This window comes from Gordonia sp. i37, assembly GCF_002043085.1.
Classification (GTDB): Bacteria; Actinomycetota; Actinomycetes; order Mycobacteriales; family Mycobacteriaceae; genus Gordonia; species Gordonia polyisoprenivorans.
Genome location: NZ_MVPX01000055.1, coordinates 1 through 5694, shown reverse-complemented (window position 1 = coordinate 5694; position 5694 = coordinate 1). Strand labels below are relative to the sequence as shown.

Genomic DNA, 5694 nt, shown 5'->3' with positions numbered 1-5694 from the left:
CCCCCAGCGCCTTCGACGGGTCGGGCCGTCCGATGCAGACCCGCGGCGTCACCGAGGTACCCGGACTCAGTTTCGTCGGTCTGCCGTGGATGCACACCTGGGGCTCCGGACGATTCCTCGGCATCGACCGCGACGCCCGCCACATCGCGGAAATGATCTGCGAGGGCATCACCCGCTCCCCGCTACGCCTCGCCGCCAGCCAATAACCCCTGCTCCCTCACCCCACCGATCGGAGGACGATCATGAGCGTCTCCACCCGCGTCGACCTCGCACTGCTGGGCATCCGGGGCACGCCACCGGTCCATCGCACCGGCGGTGCCGGTCCGAGCGATGACGGTCACCTCGTCGTCGACGGACTGCACGCCGCGATCCCTCGGAACGACAACAGCCCCTTCATCTTCGACGGTGATCGCGTACTCCTCGACGGGGACGACGTCGGCGTGCAGATCACGCCGATCGGCCGGCCGAGATTCTACGATCTCGCCACCGCCGACGGCGTGCCGTACGAGCAGATCGCGAGGCTGCACGGTCAGAACGTCCTGGCCACCACCGTCGTTCAGACCTGTATCCGCTACGCCGAGGATCAACGCTGCCGGTTCTGCTCCATCGAGGAGTCGCTGCGAGCTGGTTCCACGACCGCTGTCAAGCGACCCCCCGAACTCGCCGAGGTCGCGCGTGCCGCCGTCGACCTCGACGGTGTGACCCAGATGGTGATGACCACCGGGACATCGGCCGGACGTGATCGGGGAGCACGGCATCTCGCACGATGCGTCCGCGCGGTGAAGGATGCCGTCCCCGACCTCCCCATTCAGGTGCAGTGCGAGCCGCCCGCCGATCTCTCGGTTCTGGGCGACCTGCGCGACGCCGGTGCCGATGCGATCGGCATCCACGTCGAATCCCTCGACGACGAGGTGCGACGCCGGTGGATGCCGGGGAAGTCGACGGTACCGCTCGCCGAGTATCGGGCAGCGTGGGCCGAGGCCGTCCGCGTCTTCGGCCGCAACCAGGTCTCGACCTACCTGCTCGTGGGGTTGGGCGAGGATGCCGACGAAATGATCTCCGGTGCCATGGAACTCGCCGACATGGGGGTCTACCCGTTCATCGTGCCATTCCGCCCGCAACAGGGCACCCTGGCCGTCGATGTGGATGGGGCCACCGGCCCCGACGCGGCGACGGTGGAGAAGATCAGCCGCGAGGTCGCGTCCCATCTACAGCTGATCGACATGGCCGGCAGCGACCAACGCGCCGGATGCGCTGCCTGCGGTGCGTGCAGTGTGTTGGCGAATGTCGGTGGGTGAGAACATGCTCGATCATCGGAGCCTCCCCCACGCCGCGCCACCCGCTCCCGCTCGGGGCGACCTGTCGATCCTCGCGGGCACCCCGCATCGCCGACAGTCCGGCAACGAGACCGCCCACCTGATCCACGTCGCCGACTCCCGCGCCGAGGTGGACGCCTATCGGGCTCTGCGGCGCGCCGAATTCGTACTCCGTCAGGGACTTTTCGACGGTTCCGATGCCGACGACGTCGACGACGATCCACGCATGGTGGCGTTGATCGCGGTCACCGACGACGGTGCTGTGGTCGGCGGAGTGCGGGTGGCTCCTTGTCTGGACCCCGACATCGGATATTGGGCGGGCAGCCGACTCGTCGTCGACCCCGACCGTCCGATCCGCGGTGTCGGCGCGGCATTGATCCGGGCCGCGTGCGCTTATGTGGAGACCGCGGGCGCCCTACGGTTCGACGCATGCGTCCAGGACCGTTTCGCCGGGTTGTTCACCGGACTCGGCTGGGACGATTGCGGTGCAGACGTCACCGTGCGCGGTCGGGCTCATCGCCGGATGCGCTGGCCGATCGGGCGCATCCAGCGAGCCGCCGACGCCACGAAAGCGCCACTGGCACAGATCCTCACGCCGTTCCTGGCGCAGCAGACAGGGTTGGGACCGACGGGATTTCGGGGCGACGACGGTGCGCCGGTACCGGGTAGCGATTTGATCGCGGCCTGCGATGCGATCGTGCCGTCCATGGTCGAGCGGGATCCCGAGTGGGCCGGGTGGTGCTCGGTGCTGGTCAACATCAACGATCTCGCCGCGATGGGAGCGACGCCGGTCGGTGTGCTCGACGCCGTCGGCGGCCCGACCCGGGTACACGTCGAACGGGTGGTCCGCGGTATCGCCGAAGCCGCCAATGCTTGGGGCACAGCGGTTCTCGGTGGCCACACGCAGTTCGGGGTTCCGTCGGCGTTGGCGGTGACGGCGCTGGGCCGTACGGATCGTCCGATCGCCGCGGGCGCCGGCCGCGTCGGCGACGTCGTGTCCCTGCTCGCCGACACCACCGGCGGGTGGCGACCCGGATATCACGGAAGACAATGGGACAGCACCAGTTCACGCGATCCCGAGGCGCTACGACGGATGACGGAGCTTCCGGCGCGGTTGCGCCCGCGCGCCGCGAAAGATGTCAGCATGGCCGGCGTGGTCGGCACGTTGGGAATGCTCGCGGAAGCGTCGGGGACCGGTGCCGAACTCGATGTTGCCGCGGTGCCGCGGCCTACCGAAGCCGCGATGGGTGACTGGCTCACCTGTTTTCCGGGGTACGGCATGCTCCTCGCCGACACCCGACCCGCCGACCCCGGGTCGGCCGCACCCGTGGTGTCGGCGGCATGTGGACGTCTGGTTGCGGGAGCCGGAGTACGGCTGCGCTGGCCGGACGGGGTCAGTACCGTCGCCGTGGCCGGCGGTGTGACCGGGCTCGGGGCGGCGTGAGTTACCCATCAACCGACCACCGCACTCGGTAGGCTGAACGTCCATGACAACCGTGACACTCGGAGCTCTCGCCGCGCACTTCGGCCGCGACGTCGAGCGCGCAGTGTCCAAGGCGCTGGGCATCATCGAGGCCGCCGCACGCGACGGTGTGGACCTGCTGGTGTTTCCCGACGCGGCACTCGGCGGGTACATCGGCGATCTTCGCGCGCCCGACGTCGACGACCTGCCACCCACCCTCGACCGTAACGGCCCCGAATTGGCGGCGATCGCCACCGCCGCGGGAAAGATGGTGGTGTGCATCGGTTATGCCGAGGCCGCCGATGGGGTGCGGTACAACTCGGCGGTGTGTGTCAACGGTGACGGCGTGCTCGGAACGCATCGCAAGGTCCACCAGCCCGCCGGCGAGTCCGTCGCGTACACGGCCGGTGATCGGTTCGAGGCGTTCGACACCCCGATCGGCCGGCTGGGCATGCTGATCGACTACGACAAGACCTTCCCGGAGTCGGCACGCACCCTGGCCCTCGACGGGGCGACGACCATCGCCGCGCTCTCGGCCTGGCCGGCCAGCGTCACCGACCGCGCCGCACGGCTACCGGCCGACCGACAGTCGCGCCTGTTCGACCTCTACGACAGTGCCCGCGCCGCGGAGAACCAGGTGTTCGTCGTGTCGTCGAATCTGACCGGCATCACCGGGTCGCTGCGATTCCTCGGTCAGGCCAAGGTCGTCGGCCCCGGCGGTGACATCCTGACGACCACCCGTTCCAAGGGTGGGCTCGCCAAGGTCACCGTCGACGTCGAGCACGAGATCGGCCGGGCTCGCAGGGTTCTGGACCATCTGGCCGAATTGCGTACCGACGCCTACCGATTGCCGAGCAACACCGAGATCCGGAGATGACGAACCCCATGCGCATCGCGCTCCTGACCTATTCGACCAAGCCGCGTGGCGGGGTGGTCCACACCCTCAATCTCGCCGAGGCACTGGCCGATCAGGGCGCCGAGGTGACGGTGTGGTCGTTGGCGCGGGGCGGCGACGAGGGATTCTTCCGAGCCGTGAATCCTTCGGTCACGTTGCGGCTCATCCCGTTTCCTGATCGAGAGAACGAATCCATCACCGACCGGATCCTGCGGTCGATCACCACGATGCGTGAGCAGTTCGACGCCACTGGCACCAACATCGTGCACGCCCAGGACTGCATCAGCGCCAACGCCGTCGGACGGTGTATCCGCACGATCCACCATCTCGACCAATTCACCACCCCGATCCTCGTCGCTTGCCACGAGAAGGCCGTCGTCAACCCGTATGCGCGGATCTGTGTGTCACGATCGGTCGCAGAGGAGGTTCGAGCCGGATGGGGTCTGCACCCCACGGTGATTCCCAACGGGGTCGACCACGATCGATTCTCGGTCGCGGCGGGCCCGGAGCCTTCGGCCGCCACCGCTCGACGGCAATGGCGGGATCGGCTGGGCCCCTTCGTGTTGGCGGTCGGTGGCATCGAACCCCGCAAGGGCAGTATCGATCTGGTCGAGGCGTTCGCGTTGCTGCGGGCTCGCGTTCCGGACCTGTCACTCGTCTTCGCCGGCGGTGAGACCCTCTTCGACTACCGCGACTACCGTGCGGAATTCGACAGGCGAGCCCACGATCTCGGGGTTGAGCCCATCGTTCTCGGGGCAGTCGCCGACGACGTGTTGCCACCGCTGGTCGCCGCGTGTGACGCCTTCGCCTTCCCGTCGACCAAGGAGGGATTCGGGCTGGCCGCCATGGAGGCACTGGCTGCCGGCCGTCCCGTGGTCGCCCGTGATCTGCCGATTCTCCGTGAGGTGTTCGGTGAGACCGTGCGGTATGCCACCGATCCTGCCGACCTCGCCGACCACCTCGCCGCCGCTCTCGCCGATCCCGATTCGCGCGTCGACGCCGGCCGCGTCCTGACCCGATCCCTCACCTGGGAATCCGCCGCGAGGGCGCACCTGGACTTCTATCGCGAACATCCGATCCGGTAGTCCGCCTGGGCCGGAACCAGCACCGTGGCAAGCGGTCTCGAGGCTCGGCGCACGCGCCTCACACCTCGACCATCGGGTGGGGAGAAGCCGCGGTGTTCCCCCCGATGACGGTCGCCGTTCCCCGATGGTCGAGGAGCCCCGCGCGAGCGCAGCGAGCCGGAGCGTCTCGAGACCACCCGAGCCAACGCTGAGATCCGAAACCAGCCTTGACACAAGCGGTCTCGAGGCTCGGCGCACGCGCCTCGCACCTCGACCACCGGGGAAACGCCCCGAATACATAGAACTCGGTCAAAACCCTTGACCGACTTGACCGTTACGGGAGTTTCCGGCCACGAGTGTGTTACGGAAGTGACAGATGGGACGCAGGCCGGGCGCGAGCAGGCCTATCCTGGGGCGCATGATGCGCCGTCGTCTTGTCATGTCCGCCACCGTCGCGACGGTGGTGGGTGTCGCCGGCTCACTGACCGTTGCGCCGGCTGCCGCGGCCCCGTCGGTCGGGCCGGACGTGTCGAGTTACCAGCATCCGAACGTGTCGCTGATCAACTGGTTCGCGGTGCGCGCCGCCGGCCAGCAGATCGCCATGGTGAAGGCGACCGAATCCCTCACCTATGTCAATCCGTACTTCGTTCCAGACAGCCTCGCCATGCGTGCCGCCGGCCTCATCCGCGGCACCTATCACTACGCCGACCCCTCGCAATCAGCTGCCGCGCAAGCACTTTTCTACGCCGGGGTCGTGCTCGGGCAGAACGGAATGCTCGATCTCCCACCGGTTCTCGATCTGGAGAACTCCGGTGGGCTCAATCCGACGGATCTCGCCGCGTGGGTGCGCGAGTTCTTTGCCACCCTGGAGTCGCTGACCGGGCGCAAGACGATCCTCTACACCTATCCGAAGTTCTGGGACACCGCGATGGGCGGCACCACCGAATTCGGCGACCA

Annotated in this window: 5 protein-coding genes and 1 pseudogene; all 6 read left to right on the top strand. The window is 68.0% G+C overall.

The window, feature by feature from the left end:
• A pseudogene (locus B1964_RS02150) lies at positions 1–206 on the top strand (FAD-dependent oxidoreductase); the annotation flags it as partial.
• Between the two features lie 36 nt (positions 207–242).
• Positions 243–1298, top strand: coding sequence for an MSMEG_0568 family radical SAM protein (locus B1964_RS02145; RefSeq protein WP_079928622.1), 1056 nt, complete (start codon positions 243–245; stop codon positions 1296–1298).
• Positions 1299–1302: 4 nt separating this feature from the next.
• The gene (locus B1964_RS02140) at positions 1303–2760 is read left to right on the top strand and encodes an MSMEG_0567/sll0787 family protein (protein ID WP_079928624.1); all 1458 of its coding nucleotides are present in this window, start codon (positions 1303–1305) and stop codon (positions 2758–2760) included.
• 43 nt (positions 2761–2803) lie between these two features.
• Positions 2804–3655 carry a carbon-nitrogen hydrolase family protein gene (locus B1964_RS02135; protein ID WP_079928621.1) on the top strand — a complete coding sequence of 284 codons (852 nt, stop codon included), beginning with the start codon at positions 2804–2806 and terminating at the stop codon, positions 3653–3655.
• Positions 3656–3663: 8 nt separating this feature from the next.
• Positions 3664–4758: an MSMEG_0565 family glycosyltransferase gene (locus B1964_RS02130; RefSeq protein WP_079928623.1), complete on the top strand. Its 1095-nt coding sequence runs from the start codon at positions 3664–3666 to the stop codon at positions 4756–4758.
• Positions 4759–5176: 418 nt separating this feature from the next.
• Positions 5177–5694: glycoside hydrolase family 25 protein (locus tag B1964_RS02125; RefSeq protein ID WP_079928620.1), on the top strand; the 518-nt coding region annotated here is incomplete at its 3' end.